This is a genomic window from Chryseobacterium sp. AG844 (assembly GCF_003182335.1).
Taxonomy (GTDB): Bacteria; Bacteroidota; Bacteroidia; order Flavobacteriales; family Weeksellaceae; genus Chryseobacterium; species Chryseobacterium cupriresistens.
Window position 1 is genome coordinate 43204 of record NZ_QGTV01000022.1, and the last position, 23660, is coordinate 66863.

General features: G+C 36.0%; 20 protein-coding genes. 7 read left to right on the forward strand and 13 right to left on the reverse strand.

Going from position 1 to position 23660, the window contains the following annotated elements:
* Positions 1 to 28 precede the first annotated feature (28 nt).
* A complete protein-coding gene (locus tag DEU40_RS18310) occupies positions 29 to 1327 on the forward strand; it encodes an epoxide hydrolase family protein (RefSeq protein ID WP_110011181.1) in 1299 nt (432 codons plus the stop codon).
* 42 nt (positions 1328 to 1369) lie between these two features.
* Positions 1370 to 1828: an organic hydroperoxide resistance protein gene (locus DEU40_RS18315; protein ID WP_110011182.1), complete on the forward strand. Its 459-nt coding sequence runs from the start codon at positions 1370 to 1372 to the stop codon at positions 1826 to 1828.
* A gap of 109 nt (positions 1829 to 1937) precedes the next feature.
* Here the strand turns inward: DEU40_RS18315 and DEU40_RS18320 are convergent, their stop codons facing one another.
* From DEU40_RS18320 to DEU40_RS18330, 3 genes are all read right to left on the reverse strand, one after another.
* A complete protein-coding gene (locus DEU40_RS18320; RefSeq protein WP_146207877.1) occupies positions 1938 to 2507 on the reverse strand; it encodes a hypothetical protein in 570 nt (189 codons plus the stop codon).
* A gap of 207 nt (positions 2508 to 2714) precedes the next feature.
* Positions 2715 to 4514 carry a hypothetical protein gene (locus tag DEU40_RS18325; protein WP_110011184.1) on the reverse strand — a complete coding sequence of 600 codons (1800 nt, stop codon included), beginning with the start codon at positions 4512 to 4514 and terminating at the stop codon, positions 2715 to 2717.
* 123 nt (positions 4515 to 4637) lie between these two features.
* The gene (locus DEU40_RS18330; RefSeq protein WP_110011185.1) at positions 4638 to 5045 is read right to left on the reverse strand and encodes a 5-fold beta-flower protein; all 408 of its coding nucleotides are present in this window, start codon (positions 5043 to 5045) and stop codon (positions 4638 to 4640) included.
* Positions 5046 to 5190: 145 nt separating this feature from the next.
* Here DEU40_RS18330 and DEU40_RS18335 point away from each other — a divergent pair, with 145 nt between their 5' ends.
* A complete protein-coding gene (locus tag DEU40_RS18335) occupies positions 5191 to 5676 on the forward strand; it encodes a hypothetical protein (RefSeq protein ID WP_110011186.1) in 486 nt (161 codons plus the stop codon).
* 960 nt (positions 5677 to 6636) lie between these two features.
* On the opposite strand, the gene DEU40_RS18350 is transcribed toward DEU40_RS18335, so the two are convergent.
* Positions 6637 to 7104, reverse strand: a complete 468-nt coding sequence (locus tag DEU40_RS18350; protein ID WP_110011188.1) for a hypothetical protein — start codon at positions 7102 to 7104, stop codon at positions 6637 to 6639.
* Positions 7105 to 8058: 954 nt separating this feature from the next.
* On the opposite strand from DEU40_RS18350, the gene DEU40_RS18365 reads away from it, so the two are divergent.
* Positions 8059 to 8697, forward strand: a complete 639-nt coding sequence (locus DEU40_RS18365; protein WP_110011191.1) for a response regulator transcription factor — start codon at positions 8059 to 8061, stop codon at positions 8695 to 8697.
* Positions 8698 to 8814: 117 nt separating this feature from the next.
* Here DEU40_RS18365 and DEU40_RS18370 read toward each other — a convergent pair whose 3' ends face one another.
* From DEU40_RS18370 to DEU40_RS18390, 5 genes are all read right to left on the reverse strand, one after another.
* Entirely contained in the window at positions 8815 to 9951 is a 1137-nt protein-coding gene (locus tag DEU40_RS18370; protein WP_110011192.1) for a hypothetical protein, read from the reverse strand.
* Positions 9952 to 10560: 609 nt separating this feature from the next.
* Positions 10561 to 11481, reverse strand: coding sequence for a pentapeptide repeat-containing protein (locus DEU40_RS18375; protein ID WP_110011193.1), 921 nt, complete (start codon positions 11479 to 11481; stop codon positions 10561 to 10563).
* Between the two features lie 177 nt (positions 11482 to 11658).
* The gene (locus tag DEU40_RS18380; RefSeq protein WP_110011209.1) at positions 11659 to 12255 is read right to left on the reverse strand and encodes a Crp/Fnr family transcriptional regulator; all 597 of its coding nucleotides are present in this window, start codon (positions 12253 to 12255) and stop codon (positions 11659 to 11661) included.
* A gap of 850 nt (positions 12256 to 13105) precedes the next feature.
* Positions 13106 to 14116: an NAD-dependent epimerase/dehydratase family protein gene (locus DEU40_RS18385; RefSeq protein ID WP_110011194.1), complete on the reverse strand. Its 1011-nt coding sequence runs from the start codon at positions 14114 to 14116 to the stop codon at positions 13106 to 13108.
* Positions 14117 to 14180: 64 nt separating this feature from the next.
* On the reverse strand, positions 14181 to 14756 hold the full coding sequence (locus tag DEU40_RS18390; protein WP_110011195.1) for a Crp/Fnr family transcriptional regulator: 576 nt from the start codon (positions 14754 to 14756) through the stop codon (positions 14181 to 14183).
* A gap of 332 nt (positions 14757 to 15088) precedes the next feature.
* Between DEU40_RS18390 and DEU40_RS18395 the strand changes: the two genes are divergently transcribed.
* A complete protein-coding gene (locus DEU40_RS18395) occupies positions 15089 to 16102 on the forward strand; it encodes a terpene synthase family protein (protein WP_110011196.1) in 1014 nt (337 codons plus the stop codon).
* Positions 16103 to 16149: 47 nt separating this feature from the next.
* On the forward strand, positions 16150 to 17154 hold the full coding sequence (locus tag DEU40_RS18400) for a terpene synthase family protein (RefSeq protein WP_110011197.1): 1005 nt from the start codon (positions 16150 to 16152) through the stop codon (positions 17152 to 17154).
* Between the two features lie 275 nt (positions 17155 to 17429).
* Here the strand turns inward: DEU40_RS18400 and DEU40_RS18405 are convergent, their stop codons facing one another.
* Together DEU40_RS18405 and DEU40_RS18410 are read right to left on the reverse strand one after the other, a co-directional pair.
* Positions 17430 to 18077, reverse strand: coding sequence for a response regulator transcription factor (locus tag DEU40_RS18405; RefSeq protein WP_228406558.1), 648 nt, complete (start codon positions 18075 to 18077; stop codon positions 17430 to 17432).
* Complete coding sequence (locus tag DEU40_RS18410) at positions 18074 to 18808, reverse strand: sensor histidine kinase (protein WP_110011198.1); 735 nt, start codon at positions 18806 to 18808, stop codon at positions 18074 to 18076. The genes DEU40_RS18405 and DEU40_RS18410 overlap by 4 nt, the downstream gene beginning before the upstream one ends.
* 415 nt (positions 18809 to 19223) lie before the next feature.
* Here DEU40_RS18410 and DEU40_RS22510 point away from each other — a divergent pair, with 415 nt between their 5' ends.
* Positions 19224 to 19361: a hypothetical protein gene (locus tag DEU40_RS22510; RefSeq protein WP_181398003.1), complete on the forward strand. Its 138-nt coding sequence runs from the start codon at positions 19224 to 19226 to the stop codon at positions 19359 to 19361.
* A 49-nt stretch (positions 19362 to 19410) separates the two neighbouring features.
* Here the strand turns inward: DEU40_RS22510 and DEU40_RS18415 are convergent, their stop codons facing one another.
* Together DEU40_RS18415 and DEU40_RS18420 are read right to left on the reverse strand one after the other, a co-directional pair.
* On the reverse strand, positions 19411 to 20844 hold the full coding sequence (locus DEU40_RS18415; RefSeq protein WP_110011199.1) for a hypothetical protein: 1434 nt from the start codon (positions 20842 to 20844) through the stop codon (positions 19411 to 19413).
* A gap of 10 nt (positions 20845 to 20854) precedes the next feature.
* Complete coding sequence (locus tag DEU40_RS18420) at positions 20855 to 23659, reverse strand: hypothetical protein (RefSeq protein WP_228406559.1); 2805 nt, start codon at positions 23657 to 23659, stop codon at positions 20855 to 20857.
* Position 23660 lies beyond the last annotated feature (1 nt).

The following is a 23660-nucleotide window of genomic DNA, read 5'->3' on the forward strand; positions in this document are numbered from 1 at the left end:
ACAGATTTAAATCTAATACAGCAAAACAATGAAAACAACAATTTCAACAATTCTTTTAGCAGCAACTTTTATCTTAGGTACACCTGCTATTTCTAAGGCGCAAAAAAATGATACTGCTACTCTATTATCAAAAAATGATACCAGTATCCGTCCTTTTCACATCAATATTCCACAATCTCAGCTGGATGATCTTAAAAAACGTATTTCCGAAACCCGCTTCCCGGATAAAGAGACTGTGAAAGATGCTTCCCAGGGAATCCAGCTTGAGCAGTTAAAAGAACTTATCACCTATTGGGGCAACGGATACGACTGGAGAAAAGTGGAAAATAAACTGAATGCGCTTCCCCAATTTGTAACAAAAATTGACGGACTTGATATCCAGTTTATCCATGTACGTTCAAAGGAGTCTAATGCAATGCCTGTGATTCTTACCCATGGCTGGCCTGGTTCTCCGCTGGAGTTTATCAATGCAATAGATCCTTTGACTGATCCTGTAAAATACGGAGGAAAAGCAAGTGATGCTTTTGATGTAATTATACCTGCCATTCCGGGATATGGTTTTTCAGAGATTCCTGCTGAGCTTGGCTGGAACCCTGACCGCGTTGCCCGTGCATGGGATGTACTGATGAAAAGACTCGGTTACAAAAAATATGTTTCTGAAGGTGGTGACCATGGTTCCGTTATTTCTGATGCATTAGCAAAACAGGCTCATTCAGGTCTTTTAGGAATTCATCTCACGATGCCGGCTACTATTCCTGCTGAACTTGTAAAACCAATCAATGCCGGTGATCCCGCCCCGTCAGGACTTTCTGCCTCAGAAGCAAAAGCATACAATGCAATGAGTACATTCTTTGGAAGAAATGCAGCTTACGGGGGAATGATGGTAACACGTCCACAGACAACAGGATATCTGCTTTCTGATTCTCCAACAGCCTTAGCAGCATTCCTTTACGAAAAAATTGCAGAATGGAGTGAAAGTGATCTTCATCCCGAGAATGTCATTGGCCGTGATGCTATCCTCGATGATATTACCCTTTACTGGCTTACCAATACCGGAGCGTCTTCCTCACGTTTCTATTGGGAAAATAACAAGAATAATTTCAGTGCTGAGGCGCAGAAGACCAAAGACATTAAAGTTCCTGTAGCTATTTCGGTATTTCCTCACGAAATTTATCAGGCTCCGGAAAGCTGGTCGAAGCAGGCATATCCTACTTTATATTATTATCATAAAGCTTCAAAAGGCGGCCATTTTGCAGCCTGGGAACAGCCGCAGGTCTTTACGGAAGAGCTTAGAGCCGCTTTCAAAGAGTTAAGGAAAAAACTTTAACAATATCAATCAACAATATCGTTTAATCTAAATAATAAAAATATGGAATTAAATACCATTCAGGAAGTAGAAAATACAACAGTAATCAATATCAATAAAGTGTTGTATTCCGGTAATGTCATCGTAACCGGAGGTCGCAACGGAGAAGCAAAAAGCAGCGACGGAAAGTTAGATATCGAATTAACCTCTCCCGGTTCAAAAGGAAACGGAACCAATCCGGAACAGCTATTGGCAGCAGGATGGTCGGCATGTTTTATCGGAGCTATGCATTTGGGTGCTTCAAAGGCTGGAATTACTCTTCCTCAGGACTTATCTGTCAATACCTCTGTAGACCTTGCCACCAATGATGATGGATTTTTCCTGCAGGCTCACCTACAAATCCTTCTGCCAGGCCTTGCAATAGATGAAGCCAGAAAAGTTGTGGAGACTGCTCATGCAACATGTCCTTATTCAAAAGCAACCCGCGGAAATATTAATGTAAAGATCGATGTAGTGGTGTAGTTTTCAGAATGTTTATTTCATTTTGACTAGAACCTTCCCTGCCCAAAGCAAGGAAGGTTTCTTTTGCTGAGATCGGTTTGAAAAAGATAATCCGGATGTAAAAGACTGTCTATTTGGCTGCCGTAGTGATTTTATTGAATGCATAAGGCACTACTCCAATTCCCAGTGTAAGTAAAACACCGACAAGATCATTCAGATTTGGAAAACTATTGACATCAAAGTAGTTCCAGATGGCAAAAGTGGTAAGGACGCAAGCCAGCCCTACAGAAACAAGCCCGCTTATAAATGCAAGAAAACGGCTTACACTCGTATTAGGTTTTGAGGCATTGGGATCTTCACCATTGTCAGCTGTTGCGTCAGCGGCCTTCATTGCCTGCTGACTTTCAGTAGAAGCAGATAAAAAAGCCACTCTTTGTTTTGTTTTTTCTACCTCTATCTGAACATTCGCATCCTTATCCAAAAGGAGATCTTTTAAAGAGACTTTATCTTTTTTAAGTTTAAAAAAAACAAGACCGGTAATTAAAAGGAAGAGAAGAATAGGAGAAAATGCAATCCACTTTTCAGCATCGGTTATAGGAATTGGCTTTGGTATAGTCGGTATCGTGTTATTCTGCTGTCCATACATCACAACAGATGTAAAGAGTGCGGTCAATAATAAAAGAAAATTCAAAGGTCTCATAGGGGTTAGTTTTGAAGTTGTTATGATTTTTTTAAACCGCATCTGAATATACTTTACAGCATACAGTCTATTTTATCACAAATTTTGTGATTATATAACAACCTGTCAATTACCCAAATGGGTAATATTATATCAAAAAGAATCACCGTATATAATATCTGAAACGATTTATTTTCAAGATATTAAGTACCACTTGATCTTCTATTATTAATTTCCAAAATTGACAAAATGAGGAACATCCGTGGCAAAGCTGTTCAATGGTAAAAGATTATTCCTGTTACTGTTAAAATCAAAAACAGAATTATTATCAAAAGGAACACGCGGATAATACATGAAAGAAATCTGAATCCTGTTGAAAACCAGATAGGGATTATTAATTAAAACACCGATCCCGATTTTTGTGTTGGCCTTAGTTTTAAACAGCTTATCATCAGGCATTCCGAGCCAGCCCACTGCAGTTGTTAAATAAGGACTGAAGTGAAAATTCTTCCAGGTTTTATTAATAAACAATTGAAGCTGATACCTCAGCACTATTTTTTTTGTCCCGATATAATCAGAATTATAAACGGGGAACTCGTCTGTAGAAGAAAGGTTTATCCTATCCTTATACGAATAATTATGCTGTGGATTTCCCAATGCCAGTGTTGGAGAGAAGAAATGTCTTGCTTTGGCAAATTTCCAGTCCATAAGGTTGGTGAAATAAGTTCCGTCAAAGCGGAAAGATTCCCTGTTCTGGCTGTCTTCATTAAAAAACCTTCCAAACTGTGCTTTCACTGTGAAATATCCCAATTTTGTAAAACGTCCGTAAGATGCTGAAATTCCAACATACGGATTCACTTCTTTATTTCTTGATAATCCTCCGGCAATGACGTTTACAGAATTACCATAAGCAATATCCTCCGGCAAATCATACTGGAAAATATTTTTCTGAACCGAAAAGTTTCTCTGAATAAACCCAACAGACATCAGAAAACTGTTGTAAGAACTGAAATATTGATACTGATCAATTCCCGGACTGTCTTTGTACTTATAGTTCTGGAATCTTCCTATGATGGCAATATTGCTGGATACCTTCTCACGGGGATCAGATGAAACCGGAATCTGATAACCTCCCCATAAATCCTGACTGTACACTTTGATCTGAACTTCCGGAAAAGTGGTATCCGTATTTATCGGAAGTAAAACTTTCCGCATAAAATATTCAAATGTAAAACCTCCCGCCCATTTCGTCAAAGGGGAGAAAAAATCTCTTCTGAGGCTGAAATTAATTCTTTCATTTTTCGAAAAGTCCCGTTCTCCAAGAATCTGGGCATTGATATAGGTACCAAAAAGATTATGGGTAGTATAGCTGCCTAAAAGATAATCCTGCTTTTCTTTGGAATCATTTCTGTAAAGAAAGTCCAGTGTATGTCCCAGTCCCAATACATTTTCTTCCGTAACCCCCAAACCGATTTTGCTTCCGGAATAACTGATTCTCGGCTTCAGACTCCAGGAATCCAATACCTTTACGACAACATCTATAGAATCTTTACTCGAAGTGCTGTCGGAAACACTGATATTAACTCTGTTGATAAAAGGCATTGTTCTAAGCAAACGCTCTGATTCATAGAGCTTTTGGGCGTTATATTCTTCTCCTTCTTCAAAAAGCAAAAAATTATTGATTGTTGATCTTCTGGTACTGGAATGAAGGTGATCCTTTATCCAATCATACCATTTACCTATTTCCTTACTGTCATTAGAGCCATATCCAAAAGGGTCAATGGTTTCTATCCTGACATTTCTGATAATTTTTTTGTTATAAGTATTTTGTAAAAGCTTTTCAGTATTGGACTTCACGGAAGTGGAATCCGGCTCTCTACGAAATATAAAACGGTGAATGAATTTGGTAACTTTTCTCTTATCTGAAAATTCTTCTATTTTGTAATACAGCGAATCTTTCTTTTCCTGTGCATTTAAAAAGAAAAAACCACTTAAAAGGAAAATCAGAGTTACAGTCGTTCTAGCCATTAGTCATCAAAAATTCAATAAAGTTTGTTGTATCAATTTGCAAGCCAATAAGGCCTGATAAATAGATAAAGAAACAATTTTTATGATAAAATAGTGAAAGCAGGCCCTAACCATAAGTTTTTTCTACAGTTTAAAAAAGAAATAAACCACGGCAACCCATTCTTTTTTTATACCATGAGCGTAGCCTATTGTACTGCGGCTGAAATTTTCAACGGTTCCGTCCTCTTTAATATACCCCAAAGTAGAGCGGTTGCTATTTTCTACTGTTCCGTCTTCCTTTACATAACCTACTGTGGAACGGTTTTTATTTTCAATGGTTCCGTCGTTTCTGATATAGCCAATTGTAGAACGGCTTCGGTCTTCAATAGTACCGTCACTCCTGATATAACCTACGGTGGAATGACTGCTGTTCTCAATCGTTCCATCACTTTTAATATATCCTAAGGTGCTTCGGCTGCCGGATTCGATGGTTTGTGCTTTTGTCAGTATCATGCCTGTTACTGAGACCATTAAAAATAGTATTTTTTTCATTTCTTTTTAATGTTTTATCTCAGTCTAAGTTAAGATTCTCTTTTTAATTTTCTAAATAATCTTAAAACTAATTTAAATCATAAAACAAAAGCATCCGGTAAACACCTTTTTTGTTATTTTTACTCATTATAAATAAAAATAATACATGAAAAAATTCGTACTTACGGGAATAGTTATGACAGGAGGCTTTCTAACAGCTAAAGCACAGTGTAAGCCGGTGGCCTCTCTTGCAGAAAGTTTTGATACCTGGAAAGATATTCATAAATGCTGGACTGCTCAATCCGGGAAAGCGATGCTTTATGCAAGTGACAAAAGAATTATATTCTACTCCATGAGCAATCCGGGAGAAAATATGTATCTGGTAACTCCCGAAATTAAAGCCGGAACCTATATGCTGTCTCTTGACCTTTCTGATAACGGAGGAGAAACAACATTAGAACTTTTTTCAGTAGATAATCCTTCTGATGTAAAAACCTATACGGCAATTACCAAACCTTCCAAAATAACAGGAGAGAAAAAAACATTTACGGTTTCTTTGAAGAAAGATTCACATTTAGGATTGAAAGTTCTGCTGAATGGAGTGCATCAGGCTGTTTATCTGGATAACCTGTCCCTGCAGGCGAAGAAATAAACTGGCGAAAGCCTACACATTAATAGAAAGTTATTCCTTCTGTTTTAAGAAAACTAAAACAGTTTTTTAAGTTTATATTCAAATGCAAAAACTTAGAGTGAAAATTTCACTCTAAGTTTTTCTGTTTCCGGTTTTTAAGAACGCAGTAATTACCATACAAAATTCTATCATTAATCTCAATAAGTTATTAACTTTTTCATGCTGTGGAAAATTAATAAAAAAGAGTATCACCGCAGATATACTCTTAAAAAAACTCAGAAAAAAACGAAGCTATATGCTCTAATTACTTTAGGTGATCAATCTGGCAGATTACTATGAAGATACGTTTCCATCTTGTGACAGTATTTCGGCTTAATCTAAAATGCCGGGCTAGCTGACTATTATTTAGTTTATGTTTTTTTTGATAAGTAAGCATTTCAAAAATAGCCTCTTTATCATAGGATTTGAATTTTTGGTTTTCGGATATCCTGTCAACAAAAATAATGTTATTAACTTTCAAAACATCTGATAAAGACATGGATTCTTTTGACAGATATCGCTTTACATTTTCCCATTTATCAGGGCATTTGGACTTTATGAAATCATGGTAAATCTTTTTATAATCAGGGCCTGTATTTATTGTCTGTATTTGCTTATCCATTTATTCAATGTTGACTTCGGAATTCCGTAGTGATTCGTGATTTCTACGAAGTTTTCTGTTTATCTTCTAAAAGTTCCAGTATATAGTCTATGGTTTCTTTGGTATATAAACTTTCCTGAACTGGGTCAGTTTAAATTGTACTCCATTTTTATTTTAACTGGTAATGCGGAGCATATCATATTAAATGATAGGAATAGAAACGAAAAAATCATATTTCAATCATTTTGAACATTCTAGGAGCAAATTCACATCTAATGATTTCTCAGAATACATTTCCGTAATCTCATTTTCTGCTGAATCTGTACTCAAAAACCAACATTTTACAAAAAGTAAGTTCCTGATCTATTCTTCATTAAATTGTTGGATATATCTTTTAAAAGCTGATTGATTTCATTCTCACTACAAAACGTAATATCAATATTTTTTCTTAATATTCTTCCTGAAGAATTCAAAAAAAGAAGGATTAAATATTTTCTAAAAGTCTGTTCCTTTATTTCTATTCTTACAATTTTCTTTTGCGCCGTTTCTAAAACCAAACTTTTTCCTCTGTTTGAAGGCCATTGATAGCTTTTGATGGAAATTATCTTTCCGGAATGCTCATATTCGAATATAAACCGGTTTTTTAACAGTCCATATACAAGCACCAATAAAGCTGTTAAGGAAAAAAATTCTATAGCAAAAATGTATTTCAAATACATGAGAATACCAATGTTCAAAAAAAGCAGCGACAATATAATTAACTGAACAAGCATATAACGGTCTACTCTTTTCTTATTATCTATTTTCATTACCCTTCAATGATTAAAATTGTCTATTCTTATTTATTTTCTCTGTATATATTTCTGATTTCAGATGCAGAATATTGTTATTCCATTCATTCTGCCAGCTTGTAAAAAAGTACCGGTTGAACTCCCAAAAAAGCATTGCTATCAAAAATGTAATTTTTATAATTTTAATCAGACTTAACTTTCTATTTACATTCATTCACTTATTGCCTATTTTTATTCTTTAAGGTAAAGCGACATCATTCATAATTTAATCAAGTAAAACATGCTATTTATTTAAAAATAAGCGTTAAAATATCTCATAAATGTGAAATATTAATAGAAATTTCATTTAAAAAATTTGAGAATTGATTTAACTTTTAATTATTAGTAAGCATTAAAATTATTGACACAAATGTCTGATAATCTATACAAAGCATAAAATAATTACTGTAAAAATAGATTACTAATATTGTAATTTTTAATCTTATCTTATGTAGTTTATAAACGACATTTAATTCTTTTAACAATGATTTATTTTCACTACATTTATAATAACTGAATCGAATAAACACAAATGTATCAACTATCCTTAATATATCATAAAGCAGTTATATTGCTGCTATTATTCTGGATACTGCTTTGCTATAGCCAGCAAACAGTTTCTGTATGGTATGACACAGATAATGGCCTTCCACAGAATAAGGTAAAAGATATTATTAAAGGTAAATATGGATTTATATGGCTGAGTACAGAAAACGGTCTAGTACGCTGTAACGGATACAATTCTATAACGTATAATTATCTTAATCTTAAAGACTTCTGTATTTTTTGGAAATATTGAAAAAGATTCCATTTATAATTTTATTGCTTATACTGAAAATATAGTATCCATTACAGCTCAAAACCTTCACGAGGCTGATGAATATGATCGTTATATATAAACGACAATATCAATTAAAATATAAAAACAAAAAGATGAATAGAAAAATTATTATTGCAGATGATCACTTAGTAGTAAGATTAGGTACTACCCTGATTTTGGAATCCCACTACAAAGATGTAAAAATTTCCTGTGCAAAATCCTATATCGAGCTCACAGAAAAATTATATGCTGAGTCTTTTGACCTGCTGATTTTAGATATCAATATGCCGGAAAGCAAATATTTGAGTATGATTGGTGAAATAAAAACAATACAGCCCAATCTTAAAATCCTTGTTTTTTCGGTGTATGACAATGATGTTGCCGTACGATACATCATTGAAGGAGCTGATGGATACATTAATAAATTATCAGATGAAAATAACATCCTGGAAGCAGTTCACCAAATCTTTGAAACCGGAACTTATTACTCACCGGATATTGTAAAAAAGCTTGTTTCATCTGCTAAAAAAGATACTCCCATCAATCCACTTGAAACATTATCTGAAAGAGAAAAGGAAATATTTGATCTCCTGGTGAAAGGTTATGGGAATATTGAAATATCTAATGAACTCAACCTTCACCTTTCCACTGTGAGTACTTATAAAGCAAGAATTTATAAAAAACTCAATATTAAAAATGCTGTGGATCTTGTAAGGCTGGGCGATAGAAACCACATCCACAAACATAAATAAACGTCCCTATTATCAAAAAGATGGGCTTAAGTACATATTGAGTGTATAAAAAAACGGAATAAATATTCCGCTTTTTTATACTCTATAATCTATCAGAATCGTAAAATTATTATAATTTTAGTAATGCTTTTTTGATTTAATTTTCTTCTGTAATTTTAGAGTCAAGGTAAGTAGCTCATTAATTTGTTCTCTTTGAGAGTCAATTTGTTTTTGCTGTTCTATGACATGTAAATACAGTTCTTCTACTTTTTCCAGAGTTTGGGTTGATAATCGGGTAATATCAAAAGAATATCCATCTTTCGTTTTCTCTAACTCTTTAATAGAAGTTACCCCGGGCAAATGCTTATTATCCTGAATAAACTTTTCTGTATCATAAATAGTTGAAAATTTATAATTTGAATTCATATTTGAAATCCCGTTAAAATACTGATCAAATACATAATCCGGATAAGTAGCTGTTGTTGTAGCAATGCTTCCATTTACTTTTAATCTTTCCGATCCGAATGTGATACCGCTATTATATCCTATGCCCAATTTCTGATGAATAAAAAAATTCCCATCCGGTTCTATGGTTGACTGTACTGTTCCTCGATCTCCCGCCATCGGAGCTGTCACAAAATCAATACCTGAGGGAGTATTTGTATAACCGGTCCCAATAGAAAGTACCGTACTGTTGCCTGTAGCAGAAATCTGTGCTGCCGAGTCAGTATCACAATAAATAAATAATGAGTAATTGCCACCATTGGAAAAACCCATTGAAGATCTTGTTCCCGTTCCTGAATCCTGTATAATCCCAAGACCGGAACTGTTATTAATGGTTGTAGTCTGTTGATTCTCAAATTTCAGATCTTTTCCATTCTGGGAAACCGTTCTGGTATCGGTAAGTGTACCATCTGCATTATAAATATTATTATAGATCAGTTTTTGCCATACTGTACCATCAAAATAATAATACCCGATACTATCGATATTCGTTCTAGGTCCGGTATTATTACCTGTTGAGATATCTGTTATATATATCAATGCTCCTTTTTGATCAGCTCCATAAAGAGAATCCCCTTTGGCAGAAAGCTGTGCTCGGGTAAGCCTCGGCGCCTGAAGTCCGTCAATATCAGCAACCCCTAGTTTTCCATTAACATCCAATGTGGAATTAGGTGTTGTAGTATTCACCCCTACACCTGTGGTCTGTGCAAAAATATCAGAAGAAGCTGTTAACAAGGCTACCGTTAATAAAGTTGTTAAATTTTTTCTCATTGCTTTTATATTAGTGTTTAAACTTTTTTTGAAGTGAATAGATATGAGGCCAGCAAGTAAATATGATCTTATATCAACTTATGCATTCATAGCACAAATAAAAAAATATCACTTTACTTAAAATTGGAATAGAAAAAAACGGCTTTTTGCTTAAGGATAAACAAAAAGAATAAAAATTTTATAGAGGCTTTACAACCTGAGATAAATGTATTGTTCTATATATAGCTTTTGGGGAGTACTTTAGAGAGTTTAAATATATTTTTATTGTTCTTTCATTTGTATTTCATCATTACTGACTTAAATAATTCTTTTATTTTTTAAGGATTGAACTACTTTATTTTAATGATGGTACAAATTTAAGACACGAGAGCTGAAAAATTTATTTGCTCCGTGTAAAAACAAATTGCCAGTCTTGTAATATTATATCTTGTTTCTGTAGTTTAAAAATTACATTTCCAGAATTTAAATGAATATTTCTACCAATGCTCTGTGAAAAAATTTTTAAATAAAATTATAGTTTTCTCACAGAAACTTTCAAAAATAAAACAGAAAACAGGACATCATCAATATGAGATGTCCTGTTTTCTGTTGAATATGGCAATGGATTATTTAAATAATGGTGACTTCAGACAAATCAGCTCCCAGGCCTTTGAGGGAAGCAAATGTTAGTTTATCCATCTTTACATTGTCAAAGTGGATCGTTTTAATAGCACGATAGTACTTATTGGTGAGAGAAAAAGAAGGAATGAAAGATACATTATTTAATATTGAATCCTTAAAAGTAACGTCTTCCAATGAAACCCTGTCAAATCTTACCCCAATGAAAGTAAGATCCTCCAGAGACATTTCCCGTATATCACAATATTTAAAATGTACACCATCAAAAGTACATTTCTGGAACACGGTGTCTTTAAGATCAATCATTCTCAGTTTTACATCTTTCATTGTTAAATCAGTAAATTTTACTTTCCCCAGCCCAACTCTATTGAATTCAGTCCGGATAAGAGTAGCCTTATTAAAATCTGATCCTGCCAGATCCAGTGTAGAGAAGCTGCAGTCTGTCAGGTTCGTTTCTTCAAAATTGGAATCACGCACATCGCTGGTTTTGAATAGGCTTCCGGTAAGATCAGCCCCGGAAAAATCCGATCCAGACAGTGAATTGGCTACAAATTTGGTATGATGTGCAGTAACGCCTGCAAAGTCCGTTTGTGAAAGATTGCTGCCTTTGAATGTGTTAAGCTGTTCTGGTATATCAGCCTGATCAAACGGTGCTGAGTTTTCTATTGGGCCCATACTCTTATGATCTGCTCTTTCATTTTGAGATGGGTAATTTTCTGAAAAATAGTTGAGATCAACATCTAAAATATCAGCAAGCTGGTTGATGGTTAGGATATCCGGAACAGATTCTCCCCTTTCCCATTTTCCAACGGCTTGCGGACTAATATAGATGAGCTGGGCAAGCTGGGCCTGAGACATATTTTTTTCTTTTCGGGCCATCGCTATTTTATTGCCTAATATCTTCGTATCCATAATTGATAAGTTTTTTATTTCATTTAACGATACAAAGATAATCAGTGCACCTGTCGGATATCTTATATTGATGAATACTTTGAGTTGTTTTACCGCTATTTATAGTTGTATTTAACAACCGGTAGTTGTTATATCGGACATCTGAAGTATAACTGCTGAGAATACTATTCTAAATGATCAGTACAAAATCCGTCGTCCATCAAGTTTAAGAATATTATCCGCAGCCATCTTTTTAATAGTCCGTATTACTGTTTCGACACGTAAACCCGTTAAATTGGCAATCTGCTGTCTGGTAAGCGGAACCTGATAAGGATAAGATTTTTGCTTTAATGAATTTTCCTTGTAATAATCCAGTAAAGATTTTATTTTTGGTACCGGGTCTGTAGCTGAGTTACTAAACAGTATTACATATTTATAAAAAAGCCGGTCGGAAAGATAACGGAACATGGTAAAAGCCAATTCCATATTTTTACTCAATATATCAAAAAAGTTGGATTTTGGTAATCTGATAATTTTGCAATCGGTTCGGGCAACGGCATTCATCGGGTAATTCTTATCTCCAAAAAGCAGAGACTCTCCGAAGCTTTGACCTTCAAAAATAATGTTCAGGGTAAATTCCTTACCATCTTCATGATAATTATTTAATTCTACTGTTCCCGTAACAATCTGGAAATAATAATAGGGAATACCTCCCATTTCATAAATAGTTTCCTTTGCAGGATAATTTTCGTAAACTGCTCCATTTTCGAGCAAAAGATTTTCATCGATAATCATATTATTCAATTTTTTGGTTATGGTTACGAATGAATATCTCAATAAAACCGGCAGTCTTTTTAAGTGCAAATTTTAAACAACTCAGATTGATTTTTATCTGAAGGAATAAAAATCATGGTTGCTGAACATTATTTCGTAATTTTCAACTCCGAATAGCTACCAAATTTATTTTCCCCGACCTGTATAAAGTAAGGCTGGTAGCAATAAGGTAAAGTTTGAGGTATAGAAAATATAGGTATTCGCATGTAAGCGTTAAGTATAATTATATTGGGAATACAGTATCTCCCTATGTAACGCTGTGGGGAATATTCGACATAATCATAGGGGAATAATGCAGTTATGCATTAACTGGCAATACCACAATATTATTAGCCATAGAACCGTGATAATCGTTTTTTAATGGTAACAATAATCTATTATTTCGGTCGTTGAATACATCTTTCAAAAGGTAATAATATGCTCCTTTTCTGCCATTTGATAAAAATAAGTTTCTAACAACTGGTGATAATTTTAGTTGAGGTTGCTATTCTTATTTCTTATTTTCTTTTATCTTATTATTACAAATGTAGCAGAATAATAGTATTTATCTTATGATGCTGATCATATAAAATAAACTAAGGATTAACCATTTTTATGCAGCCGGATTTCCATCGAACATTCACCATTACAAAACGGTCGATTTTGGCCAAAAAACTTGAATTTGAAGAAAATACATTCACATTAACAATACATTAAAAATAAAAAGACGGAAAAGTATTCAAAAATGCCCCCTCCGTCTGAGTCAACAATACAGTTACTCTTTTCCCAACCATTTTTAAATAGATTGAATTTCTGTCATCGGAACTGGTGATTACAGCAAATTTTTATGCTCCATCAGATAGGACAAAGCTTCTCTTATGGCCTGTTCGGGATTTTTCGGATTAAAACCCAATTCATTTCTGGCTTTGGAAATATCAAAATTCTGTTGTAGTCCTGAAAACATTGCAATATCCTTTGTAGTTAATACAGGAGGTTTTCCACTAATTTTAGCTGACAGTTCCATGAATCCGGCAATGGTATAGAGGACAAATTTAGGAACAGAACCCGGCACTTTGATTTTCAGTTCAGGATAAAGCTTTTGAGCCAATCTGGTAGTATTGGTAATAGTCATACATTTTTCATTAGCTAAGATATACCGTTCCCCTGAGCGTCCTTTCTGAGCTGCAAGGTAACATCCTTCGGCAACATCTTTTACATCTACCCAATTAAGGGTTATTTGGGTATCCATTGGTATTTGTTTATTTAAAATTAACTTCAGTACACCATAGGACACATTCAAAGGAAGAAATGCTTCGCCACCTATCATTGCTCCCGGCATTACGGACACCAGTTCTATTCCTAATTCTTCAGCGAGTTGAAAAGCCAGTTTCTCACCATCGTTTTTCGAATTATAATACATATCCCGGCGGTCAGGATTATACCCATTACTTTCTTTAGCAGGAAGATGGGTGTAATCCAAAGCTGCAATGGAACTTACATAAACGATTCTTTTCACGCCCGCTTCTGCGGCGGCTTCAATCGTATTTCGGGTTCCGTTCATATTGACATCGTAGATTTCCTTTTTTGGATCTTTAGCCCACAATTTAAATGATGCACCTACAGCATAAAATGTATGAACCCCCTGAAGAGCCTTAACAAAGGAAACTTTGTCCGTAATGTCAGCCTGAACTACTTCACAGTTCAGATCCTTGAAACATTCTTTATTTTGGATACTGCGAACGGATGCCCTTACATGAAATCCTTCTTTTATTAGTAATCTTACCAGATTATTGCCCAGATGACCGTTCGCACCTGATACCAATACTAAGTTTTTGCTTGTCATATCTTTTGATTTTAAATGATAGTGCAAATTTCAGTTTTGCTCATTCAAAATCACTTCACAAATGTTACCTAATAATCTGCTTGCGGATACGGCTCAAACTTTTTGGATTCATCCCTAAAAAAGAAGCGATATACTGCATCGGGACATTATGCAGAATTTCAGGATTTTCCGTTATCAACTTTAAATAACGCTTTTCAGCGGTCAATGTTGCAAGGTCCTTTGCCCGTTTTTCATTGTAGGACAACGATTGCTGAAATACCAAAAAACTGAAATCTTTAAATGCAGGACTCTGCCGGATAAGCAGATCGAGATCAGCCTTTGTAATGCGTAAAAGCTCACATTCGGTAATACACTCGAGATTTTCTTCAGATTTATTCTGATTGACAAAGTTGGTATATGATGTAATGAAGCCAGGAGGACAGTTGATATGGGTGGTTATTTCATCTCCTTTATCATTGTAATGGAACAGCCGCACAAAACCTGAAACCACAAAATACAGGTACTTTGGTATTTTTTCTTCTTCCTCAATTATTCTGTTTTTTGGATACAATACAGGTTCGAAATACCGATTACAAAGCTCTCTTTCTGAATCTGAGAGTTTTACATTTTTTGAAATAAGTTGGTTCAGCTGATTGTGCATAGCATTACAAAAATATAAACTTCGGGGTTAAAATCCACTATCATCTGAAATTGGCTACTTTCTAACAAGAGGATCTGTTACCAGTTTATTTACCTCTAATGGAATTGATTCCCACACTAATTAAATGATCTCTCAGTAATTTTTTAAATAAAATTACAGTTTAATTATAATTAATTTGTAACTTCATTTCATTATTTACGATTGTATCTTTTTGATATACAGCTGGTTTTACTGTATATCATTTTTTGGGCAAAGCTTATCATTTTTTATGATATCCTCTATTGAGTTAAAAAATGATAAACTAAAAAATAAACCATTAAAAACATATAATCATGAGTAATGAAAATTTTAACACGCTTGAACTGCTTCACAGAAAGTTCAGATACCCGTTTCCCACTTTAAAAAATCCTTATGCAGATCAATTGCAGGAAATAACAGAGCATCAATGGATCGACGGAGAATATCTCTGGCTCTATGAAAAAAATCCTGATGTCCGCAGGAAATATAAAAAAACAAAAACGGCCCACATTGCAGCGCAGTGGTTTCCTACCGCATCAGCCGAACGATTTAAACCTATTTGCAGGCTTATGCTCTGGACTTTGTACAATGATGATCTATATGAGGAAAGTGAACCTGATGACATCGACTATGTGCATTTGCAATCAATTGCAATTCTGAATGGTGAACTCAGTGCGGCCCAGTCTCCAATTCCCTTAGGTTCAATGCTGGGCTCATTAAGACAGGAGCTGCAGCAGTTCATTCCACAGGAATCAATTTCCCGGTTTACACAAATGATCAGCAGGTACTTTAATGGATTAAAAACAGAGGTGCAGTATAAAAAAAATAAAATATTCCCAACAATCACCGAGTGTATTGCCCTGAGAGAAAATTCTATATGCCTGTATCCTTTTCTGCAGCTTACAGAAGTTGAAACCGGAGTCATTCTGCCTTCTGAAATTCATGACCATCCGGTTATTCGTCGTCTACAGGCATTAGCGTGCCATCTGGTAACGTTTTTCAATGAAGTACAGTCTGTAATGAAAGATGAAGCCACAGAGAGTATTTATTACAATATTGTGAAAGTGATACAGCACGAACGCCAAATGTCTTTGAAAGAAGCCTGTCTGGAGGATCTGCGTCTCCATAATGAAGACCTGAAAGAGTTTATCACCTTACAAGCTTCTCTTCCGGATTTTGGAGAATGGCAGGATGCCGTAGTCAACTGGGTACATTATATGAGTATGGTATTAAGCGGCTGGAAAAATATTTCTACCAAATTAGCCCGTTATAATGCCATGGAATTTCCGGATGCAGAAGAGATGAAAAACAAATTAAATCAAATATAAACAAGTTGTAAAAAAGTAAATCCAGAACAACCTTAAACTTTAATAAAATGAAACCCGAAGAATATCATTCAAAAGATTACCTACCACGCGGCTATTATCCATGGCCGGACCTTATCAGCCCGCATGCTGAACAAATGGGAAAAGATATGGAAGGATGGATTGATAACGACTATACTTTCCTGACAGAAAAACAACGTGAAAAATACAAGAAAATGAGGTTACATATGTGTACTGCGCGTATGTGGCCAGACCTCACTTATGAGCAAAGTATCCCTTGCAATAGATTCATGCTGCAATATGTTACGCTCGACGATCAGGTAGAACACTCATCTCCCAAGGAAATGGAACAAATGAGAAATCGATGTACAGCAATTCTCAGAGGAGAGCAGCCAAAACCCGAAGAAAATGCACTTTATCAACACATAGCATTAATAAGGGACGAATTCCGTGCATTAATGCCTGCGATATGGGTAGAACGTTTCATACATTATTTTTATCAATCGTTCCGGTATGGAATTGAGCTCGAATATCCTTACAAGAAGGCTGAACGGCCACCATCACTCCATCTTTTCAAAACCATCCGCGAATATTCAGTTCTTATGCGGCCGTATCTGCTTTTTGGTGAGATAGAGTCAGGTCTCGTTTTACCTGAACATATATTTGAACACATTGTTTTTCAGAAAATGATATCTCATATGACCTTAACTGTGGCATGGCAGAACGATATTCATTCTTTGCCTAAAGAAATGGCGAAAGGAACTGAGGTTTTTAATCTCGTTTTTGTTTTACAGCAACAATACAATCTTTCATTGGCAGAAGCCTGTTCAGAAACTTTTCGTATTCACAACGAAGAAATGGCAGGTTTCATGACTTTACACAGCGAATACCGTGAGTTTGGAGAATATCAGGAACACGTAGACCAATTCGTTTATTATGCAGGAGTGGGACTACAGGGAGTGAATACTTTTTACCTCGAAACGGAAAGATATCTGCACGGAGGAGCAGGCTTTGCCTGGCCGGAAAAAATTGTAAATGAAAAAGATCTTCTTTAAAATCATTCAGGATATCAGAAAATAAGATAAAATATACTATTCTTAATGCAACAGCAACATTGTTGTATTATTATTTAATTGTGTTAACAGGGACAAGGGAAGAAAATGAAACAGCATATTAAAAATCAACCTGAAAGACAGAATGATATGATATACCGATATATGACTCAAAGCACAGACCTTAGAGATGTCTTCTAAGGTTCCAAAACTTACGAACCTGAGCAAAAAGTGGCCCGTCTGCAACTATTTAGTCTAAAGCTTCTGTGATAGCATTTTTACTGATTATACAGCCTGAGAATGTCCACCAATTCGGGTAGGGATCGTATTTTCAGTTTTTCAAATAACCTGTTTTTGTAAGTGCTGATCGTCGATGAATGGAGATTCAGCTGATTAGAAATTTCTTTGAGGGGAAGACCTTCCGCAAGCTTATTGGCAATTTGCAATTCGCGGTCTGACAGCGCTTCAAAGGGAGATTTTTTCGTCGTGCCATTTAAGGATTCTAAAAAAATAGCTTCCTTTATATTATCACTGACATACCGTCCTTTACTGAGCATCGCCGCCAAAGCAGTTTCAATGACTTCAGTGGAGCTTAGCTTACTTAGATAGCCGCCAGCTCCCATTTTCAGATAACGCATTCCATACAGCTCTTCATCCTGTGAAGAAAAAATTAGAATTTTTAATTCAGGCTGATGTAATTTTATGTAATCTATTGCTTCCTGAACAGTGCCATTGGGCATATTAACGTCCATAATGGCCAGATCGAATTCTTCTTTCAGAATCAATTTGTACAGTGATTTATAATCCTCTACTTCTGAAATTATGGCATCGGGTCTGAATCGTTTGATTGTTTGTATCAAACCCATCCGGACGATACCATGATCGTCTGCTACAACAATGCGAATGTTTACTTTTGAACCCATCATTCTATAAATTTACGTAAAAAAAGAGAAACCGTAGTACCTTTATTTTCAGCGGAAATGATCTGGATGTTTCCATGCAGCAAGGATATAAAATTTTTTACAATTTTCAAACTTAATCCAACTCCTTTTTCGCCTGCAGTTCCCAGAAATATGGGATTGTCATAATTGTAGATCCCCGATAAATACTTTTCATTTATTCCGGTTCCGGAATCAATTACAGAAAGTACAACCTGATCACCTTCTGTAACGGCTTGAAAATAAATATCCTGACCCGGCAAGGAATATTTTACCGCATTGTTGAAAATTTTGTCCAAAACATATTCGAGCAACAGGCGATCGCTTGTAAGAAATACATTGTGATCTCCTTTATAATAAAATTTAACGTTTTTTTCTTTTAATTTAACAGTGTATTTTTCTTCTAAATAGTGAAAGAGGTCCATCACCATGATTGTAACGGGTTTAATCTTAAATTCCCCGTATTGTGTTTTTAGCCAGGTAATGCTGTCCTGAATCGTTTGCAGATTCTTCCGGGCATCACGTTTTATCTGCGGCAATAACTTAAAAAAATCTTCCTCACTTATAGTCTTTTGCTCCAGCTCTTCGATAAGCCAAAGAAAGGTTCCAAACAGTTCTTTTGAGTCATGAGACAATATCGAAATCAGTCCGTTCTTGAAATTAATTTCGTTTTCAAGTCTTTCGATTTTTAATTGTAGTTCGTTGATAAAATCATTCATAAATTCAGTATCACGGTTAGAAGCTGTTTGAATTGTTTTTTGAAAGAAGGCAGAAAGAGTTATATTGTTTAAATACGAATAAAAACATATAGTTCAGACCTTTCTTCCAGGAGCTGGCAAGTTATAAAAAATATCATATTAGTGAAAAAAAAATCAAATGGGATTTACCTGAAATAATACAGGTCCTGTTTTATCTCACAAAAAAGACTGTGTCAGATTCCATGAGAATTTTGACTCTGGCAGACTGTTTACCGGTAGTATCGAAAATAGAGAAAAGGTGAAATATAGAACAGTATCAACAGATTACTGATCACAAAAAGCTGAATGATACAGGATAAAAATGGCAGCCTGAAGTGGCAATCATTGATAGCCAGACTACCAAAATACATCCACAGGTACTAAAAATATAGGGCTGATGAAGGAAACTCATCAAAAAAGAAGACGCATCTATGGAGATACTTCAGGAAATCTTTTGGAAAGTTTTGTGGTTTCGGTCAATTGCTATCACGGAAGTACAGCTGTAAAATGCCCGGACAAAATTCGCTCAGAATGAATTATCGCTATTAAACGGATCTATAAGAAAACTATTTCAGAAAGTAGGGTTAAATTGCCGTAAAACTATAATACACATTGACAGAGTAAGTGGTATTTTCCTTCCCTACCAAACTTTGGGCACCCGCAGGCGAAATGGTGTATCTTACATTTAGTCCCCGATCCAGAACCGGAGCTCCGTTAAAGAGTATTTTTTGAGGAGTTTTGGATAAAGGTACACTTACAGAACTTCCATCCACACCAATTTGTAATATATTGGAATTAATGTTGGTCTGTAAACCGCCTTTCTTGAAATAATTTTCGTCCGATTTTACATAGAGCTCAAAATTTTCATTATTAGACAACATAATCTGGTTGGGAATCATTTGTGACTGACCATCCGTGTAATGGGCAGCAGTATTAAAATTGAAGTTGACATTGCGCCCGGAACTGGGAATGGTGATCTCCGACAGGGGAAGCACCTTCAACTGAACAGCCGTATTTTGCAGGCTGTTAATGGAGTTATCTGTACTGCTGGCATTGAAGTTCAATTCAAACGTGTAGGTTCCGGCTTCAAAAAAGAAGTTTTTAAAATCTTCCGCAGACACATAAAGCTGGGGAGTGAAGCTGTTTCGGTTTCCCGCTGCAACACTGAAATTAGCCGCGGAAAAATTCTGAAAATCGGCAGATAAAGCTTTGGTGGTAAGTGCAGATCCGTTACTCCCCAATTTAATGCTGGCAATATTTCTGGTTCCCGGAACACCTTTAGAGGACGTGAACTGGATATTTGCGGAAGCAGCTTTCGCCCAAAAATTAAAATCAACCGTATTCGCGATTTCCGTATTTCCCAAATCCCACACCCGCGTGCCTGTACTGCGGTAGTCATTTAAAGATGAGATTTCTATATATTTTGTTAAAGAGTTTGCAACCCATCGTATAGATGAAGGAATAACTAAAATTGTTTTAAAATTACGGGGTGTGAAGTCATTATAATTCTGAGTGATATCCATGGAGTAATTCCCGGCACGGAAGGCATTGGCTGTAAATTGTGAGGCAGGAATTTTAAATGTAAAATTGATGTTTCCCCGGTTGAATCCTCCCGCGAGACTGATCGATGGCGGTTCAAACCATTTTACAGCGCTTGTACTGAACGACTGAAAACCTGGTAAATAACCTGAAAGTCCGGTATAGGGCAGCTGCCCGCCCATACTTTCCAGCTGCCACAGAAGCGTGGATGCGGGTAATGTAAGTGAGGAAGAAGAATGAGTAAAATTTGGCCCGGAAACAGAGGTAAATGTAGGAGCGGTTGGGAGTAATCCCAAAAAGGCATAATCCCAGTTGGTTCTGTTGGTGTTCGTCATTACCCTTGTAGGTACTGAGGTAAATTCGGTCCTGTTAAAAATATTATTTTCAGGAACCGACAGGTACACATCCTGAGCTTTCGTGGCTGCAGCCCCGCAGAACACGGTAAAAATTCCTATTAGAAAAGCCCTCATCTTTTTCATACTTTTAAATTTAAAACTTTTTCACCTTAATGGTGGTGTCTTTCTTCTTATATTCAAAAACCACGGTTTTTGAATACCCTTCTTTTGTTACCAGAATCGTTTGGGTAGGTTGTGTATAGCTGTATTTGTCATTTTCAATATAGAGGTTGTATTTTCCATCTTTCAGGAAAAACTCAAACTCATTTCTTTGGTTAACCACAGCAGTATAGATTGCACCATCTTCACCTTTTGCATACACCACTATTCCTGTTACATCCGTTTCCAAAACATCGTAAGCTTGTCTGATCTCTGTTAATTTCCCGCTTACCCTGGTGTTTTTTACCAGGCCCACTTTGCGGTTAATATTGTTATGGACCATAATGGAAGGATCCATCATCAACCGGGCACCTGCATTTTCGTTTACTTTCAATGTGTAAGTACCTTCTGGCACATTCTGAAAGACTACTTTTCCATTCTTATCCGTCATCGCTACATAATTGTCCAGTTTTACAATTTCATTAGCAAGTACTGCTTCGCCGGACTCCAGAAGTCCATTGAAATTTTTATCTTCAAAGAACTGGAAAGCCACTTTATAATTTCCGAGAGCTGTTGCTGTGGTAAAATATTTTTTAATCCCCGCTCTGAACTGGTAATAACTGCCGCTGGTTGCATATTCAGCGGTAGATTTATACCCGGAAAGATTAAAATACCCTGTGGTGGACCAGGAAGGCGAAATCTTATATTCCAGATTACCGGTGATATTGCTGTTTAAATTTTTATAAAGTTCCGAATAGAAGGTCCCTGCTGAAAAAGATCCCGTCAGATTATGATTAAACATCTGGAAATTATAGGAGGCGTAAACATTGTAGTTGGCGAAATTACGGTTTACATTATAATAAGAATTTAGATCAAAGACACTTGTTGCGTTCCATTGGGCCGTTCCGTTGAGGGAAAATGACTTATATCTGTAAGACAAGGTTGTTTTCAAACTGTTGAACCAGTCTGGTTTATCATTCTCTTTTGAATAAGAATATTCCGCCGTAAGGTTCAATCCGTGAGCACCTAAAGTAGTACTGACATTGACTTCCAACCTATAGGAAAAAAGTTCCTGTGATGTGTAAAAATTAGCTGTTTCTTGTTTTTCAACCTTTGGAGACAGTAGAAAATTCCATTTTTTTAAAGAAAACTGATACCCTAGTCCCAAAGCTTCTGTACTGTTGAAATAATAACGCAAATTAGCGGTGTTCCCAGGTTGGATTGGCTCGCTCTGGAAACTCAGGAACTCAGGCTCTATCTGCGAGTTCTGATATTGTATAAAAGCGCGCTGAGCAGCAGAAAATTGACGGCCGATCCGCTGATTTGAGAAAAAGGATCCCCTTTTGATCCCTGCATAACTTTTGGTCGCAAAGGAATTGACAGATTGTATATCCCACTTCCCTATTTTCCCTTCGTAATTGGCTCCCAGTAAAGCTCCTGCATTTTCATCGTTGTTCAAAAGACCTTTTTCCTGGCTGACTCCCACCTCCGTTCGGATGGTGTGTTTATCGCTGACTAACAATGATGTTACCGCATTCGCTACCTGCGTATCTACGTTAAAGCGCGGATCATGGTCGAATATATAAGACACTTTCCCATTAAAAGATTTAGCATTCCCAAAAGCATATTTTGTACCCACCATGGTAGATCCTTCTGTTTGCTGGAAAAAAGTGCCATACAGATTATAATTATTTTCCAGCGCAAGAACTTCAATCTGATTATTGTTACCAAATCTGGTAGAAACCTTCCCGCCTCTTCCGAAAACCGGGTAATCGTAATCGCTGCTGTTAATATTTCCCAAGCGTAATACCGTATTTTTTCTCTCCAGTTCCAGCCAGGTATCATACAGATTATAACGGCCGTCTTCAACATAGTAATCTGCACCGATATTGAAGCGCGATTTTACATTATCAGTAACACGAAATGCTGTGTTTCCCCTCAACTGGAGATAATTGAAACCTGAACTGTTTTCATTATAGCTCATTTCCGCAAAGTTACTTCCGCTCACCGCTTCATTTCCACGGGCAATCTGTCTGTTGTGCGATAAAATGACTAAATAGAGCGTGTTGCTTCCCACGATTTTATTATCAAGAAGGTCTGTGACAATTGCATTAATATTAAATTCCGGATAAAGTGTATTCTGTTTTCTGACTGCAATTTTAATCTCAACCGTTTGTTTTTCCAAACCTTCCAGGGATACAGTCTGTTGTTTTGGCAAAATTTCCAAACCATCAGGAATGGATTGCAGATCAATTTTAACGGTGCGTTTACTATACCCCTGATTTTCTACAGTCAGCAGAATTGAGGATTGAGGTAAAGCAGGGTTAATGAAATTTTCGTAGCTGGTGGTATAAACTGCGATGTTTTTGTTCTCGCCCTTAGCAACGAAGAACGAGGCGCTTTCAGTTCTGGTGACCGTTGGAGTGGCGTAAGAAACCTGGAATTGGATCTTATTGGATCTAAGTTTCATAAAATCCACGTTGGCAATCAGTTTCACAGGAAGATTTTTAGACTGACCAGCGCCTAAGGTAAAGTCATTTTTGGGATAGAAAAGCAACCCCGGATAGTTTTCCTGAGGAATAATATTCTGAATAATAATCTCTTCAGAACTTTTATTCTCAATGACCAGGAAATTAGTAAAGGTAGAACCTTTTTCAACAGCTAAACTGTCGTTTTCAAAATGGATTTGTATATCTTTCTTTTCCTGCGCAAAGGCCCACGAAAAGTGCAGAAGAACAAATACAAAAAATAAGATTGTTCTTCTTAGTACTGAGATTGATATTCCATTCTGTGGTTTCAAA

Excerpts from the sequence above, each read along its gene's own strand:
- DEU40_RS18335 (WP_110011186.1), top strand. The coding sequence starts at position 5,191 with ATGAAAAAATTCGTACTTACGGGAATAGTTATGACAGGAGGCTTTCTA.
- DEU40_RS18365 (WP_110011191.1), top strand. The coding sequence starts at position 8,059 with ATGAATAGAAAAATTATTATTGCAGATGATCACTTAGTAGTAAGATTA.
- DEU40_RS18330 (WP_110011185.1), bottom strand. The coding sequence starts at position 5,045 with ATGAAAAAAATACTATTTTTAATGGTCTCAGTAACAGGCATGATACTG.
- DEU40_RS18385 (WP_110011194.1), bottom strand. The coding sequence starts at position 14,116 with ATGACAAGCAAAAACTTAGTATTGGTATCAGGTGCGAACGGTCATCTG.
- DEU40_RS22510 (WP_181398003.1), top strand. The coding sequence starts at position 19,224 with ATGAAGGAAACTCATCAAAAAAGAAGACGCATCTATGGAGATACTTCA.
- DEU40_RS18310 (WP_110011181.1), top strand. The coding sequence starts at position 29 with ATGAAAACAACAATTTCAACAATTCTTTTAGCAGCAACTTTTATCTTA.
- DEU40_RS18380 (WP_110011209.1), bottom strand. The coding sequence starts at position 12,255 with ATGATTATCGATGAAAATCTTTTGCTCGAAAATGGAGCAGTTTACGAA.
- DEU40_RS18400 (WP_110011197.1), top strand. The coding sequence starts at position 16,150 with ATGAAACCCGAAGAATATCATTCAAAAGATTACCTACCACGCGGCTAT.
- DEU40_RS18415 (WP_110011199.1), bottom strand. The coding sequence starts at position 20,844 with ATGAAAAAGATGAGGGCTTTTCTAATAGGAATTTTTACCGTGTTCTGC.
- DEU40_RS18315 (WP_110011182.1), top strand. The coding sequence starts at position 1,370 with ATGGAATTAAATACCATTCAGGAAGTAGAAAATACAACAGTAATCAAT.
- DEU40_RS18395 (WP_110011196.1), top strand. The coding sequence starts at position 15,089 with ATGAGTAATGAAAATTTTAACACGCTTGAACTGCTTCACAGAAAGTTC.
- DEU40_RS18375 (WP_110011193.1), bottom strand. The coding sequence starts at position 11,481 with ATGGATACGAAGATATTAGGCAATAAAATAGCGATGGCCCGAAAAGAA.
- DEU40_RS18405 (WP_228406558.1), bottom strand. The coding sequence starts at position 18,077 with ATGATGGGTTCAAAAGTAAACATTCGCATTGTTGTAGCAGACGATCAT.
- DEU40_RS18325 (WP_110011184.1), bottom strand. The coding sequence starts at position 4,514 with ATGGCTAGAACGACTGTAACTCTGATTTTCCTTTTAAGTGGTTTTTTC.
- DEU40_RS18320 (WP_146207877.1), bottom strand. The coding sequence starts at position 2,507 with ATGAGACCTTTGAATTTTCTTTTATTATTGACCGCACTCTTTACATCT.
- DEU40_RS18390 (WP_110011195.1), bottom strand. The coding sequence starts at position 14,756 with ATGCACAATCAGCTGAACCAACTTATTTCAAAAAATGTAAAACTCTCA.
- DEU40_RS18370 (WP_110011192.1), bottom strand. The coding sequence starts at position 9,951 with ATGAGAAAAAATTTAACAACTTTATTAACGGTAGCCTTGTTAACAGCT.
- DEU40_RS18410 (WP_110011198.1), bottom strand. The coding sequence starts at position 18,808 with ATGAATGATTTTATCAACGAACTACAATTAAAAATCGAAAGACTTGAA.
- DEU40_RS18350 (WP_110011188.1), bottom strand. The coding sequence starts at position 7,104 with ATGAAAATAGATAATAAGAAAAGAGTAGACCGTTATATGCTTGTTCAG.